At 35.9% G+C, this 2,350-nt stretch carries 2 protein-coding genes; one reads left to right on the forward strand and one right to left on the reverse strand.

The window, feature by feature from the left end:
* Window positions 1-993 (reverse strand): glycosyltransferase family 4 protein (locus tag E1176_RS02190; protein ID WP_155208939.1); only part of this gene is annotated, 993 nt, incomplete at its 3' end.
* A gap of 187 nt (window positions 994-1,180) precedes the next feature.
* On the opposite strand from E1176_RS02190, the gene hflX reads away from it, so the two are divergent.
* On the forward strand, window positions 1,181-2,350 hold a 1,170-nt coding region (hflX, locus tag E1176_RS02195), incomplete at its 3' end, for a GTPase HflX (RefSeq protein WP_155208940.1).

The raw sequence follows: 2,350 nt of genomic DNA on the forward strand, positions 1-2,350 counted from the left end.
TAAGTTCATCATTTGCTTCATCTTGTCAGCCAAATCGTCAGCGCTTTTCAGTTCACATAGTAGACCATTATAATTATTCTCAACCACATTATTGCATCCTGGTACATCAGTTGCCACAATTGGTTTTTCTGAACTTGCGGCTTCAAGTAATGTACGTGGAGTACCTTCTCTGTAAGATGGTAAAACTATACAGTCTGCATCGTTGAGGTAAGTACGCACATCATCTGTCTTACCCAAGTATTCTACTATGTTCGATTCGAGCCAGCTATTAATAGTTTCCTCAGAAATACCCCTTTTATGCTCTACGTCTTTGCCTCCAAGGAGTTGGAAATCTGCGTCTACACCTTCTGATTTAAGTCTTTTGATAGCATCAATATATTCTATGATGCCCTTATCATGAATAAGTCTTGAAATAAGTAAAAACGTAAACTTTTTATTTTTCTTAGACCTAGCCTGTGGCAAAAATTTATTTGAATCGATACCCGAACCAGGTAGTACATCAGTTATATTTTTATTTACCAATTCGTTATTGATAAATAATTGCTCATCAAACTTATTCTGAAAGAATACCTTTTTTGGAAACTTAAAAGCCACTTTATACAGCATAAGCGCTATTCGAGAAACTAAATTCTTCTGTAGAAAAACAGTTCCTAAGCCACAAACGTTATTTACTGCAGGTATCTTAAGCAGAGAAGCTGCGAAAGTGCCATAAATGTTAGGTTTGATGGTATATTGAAGGACTATGTCTGGTTTAGCTTTTTTATAAATGCTATATAACTCAAAAATAAGTGCAAAATCTTTGATTGGGTTGGCTCCCCGACTATCCATTTTTACCTTATAAAAGGTGCATCCTGCCTCTACCAATTTTGGCGTATACTCATCTTCCGGGGCTATTACGATCACTTCATGATTATTTGCCTGAAGTGCTTTAATCAGTCCCATGCGGAAGTTATATACGTTCCAGGAGGTATTTAATACTATTCCTACTTTCATTTAGGCCAACTAATTTTTCTTAATAAGATCAACAATGACTTATGCATTTACGTACTTTGCATAATTCATCTTAAACGTATTAGTGAATTTGATACTCAGAGTAAAAGTAACCTCTGTAATTCATTTAGCAATATCAGGTTTTGATATGGCTTTTACTAATAATTCTAATTAAATAAACGAGATATATATGAATTTGGATGTTACTGACATCAATAAACAAGAAAGTGGAGTTTTGGTTGCCTTGGCAGAAAAAGGTGCCGATGATACCATAATAGATGAACACTTAAATGAGTTGGCTTTTTTAGGCACTACAGCCAATATTGAAACCAAGAAAATTTTCACTCAAAAACTTGAAAAACCAGACCCGAGAACATTTATCGGGAAGGGTAAGCTGGATGAAATAAAGGCATATGTTAATGACAACAAAATTGATGTTGTAATTTTTGACGATGATCTTTCTCCTTCTCAACTTCGAAACCTTGAGCGAGAGTTGAAATGTAAAATATATGATCGCAGTTTATTAATACTAGATATATTTCTACATAGGGCACAAACTGCTCAGGCCAAAACTCAAGTTGAGCTGGCTCGCTATCAATATTTGATGCCGCGACTTACCAGAATGTGGACACACCTTGAAAGACAAAGAGGTGGAACTTCTACTCGTGGGGGTGCCGGTGAAAAAGAAATTGAGACAGATAAACGGGTAATTAGGGATCAAATAGTTGTTCTTAGAAAGAAACTAGAAAAAATAGAGAAACAAGACAGGGTAAGAAGAAAGTCTCGTGGTAATGTGGTAAGAGTGGCCTTAGTGGGTTATACCAACGTGGGTAAATCTACCCTAATGACTATGCTTTCTAAAAGTGATGTAAAAGCTGAAGATAAGCTTTTTGCTACCGTAGATGCTACAGTAAGAAAAGTGGTTTTTAATACCATCCCTTTTTTACTTTCTGATACGGTAGGTTTCATTCGTAAATTACCGACACACCTCATCGAATCATTTAAATCAACTTTGGCAGAGGTTGAAGAGTCTGATGTTTTGCTACATGTAGTAGACGTTTCTCACCCCGGTTTTGAAGACCAGATGACGGTAGTAAGGCAAACTTTGAAGGAGCTAAATGCTGTAGATAAACCTACAATCTACGTGTTCAATAAAATTGACCAATTAGAAAACTATGATGGTGGTAGCGAAGAATTCTTGCAGGAGTTGAAGTTACGACTCAAAGGTATTGGAGATGACGGTTCGAAAGTATTTATGTCTGCTACCAACAAAGTAAATGTAGAGTCACTTAGAGAGGAAATTTTTAAGAAAGTAAAGAAAAAGCACTATCAAATATTCCCTAACTACCTAAAAGACGAA

Origin of the sequence: Fulvivirga aurantia (genome assembly GCF_009711475.1) — a bacterium.
In the GTDB taxonomy this organism is placed as follows: Bacteria; Bacteroidota; Bacteroidia; order Cytophagales; family Cyclobacteriaceae; genus Fulvivirga; species Fulvivirga aurantia.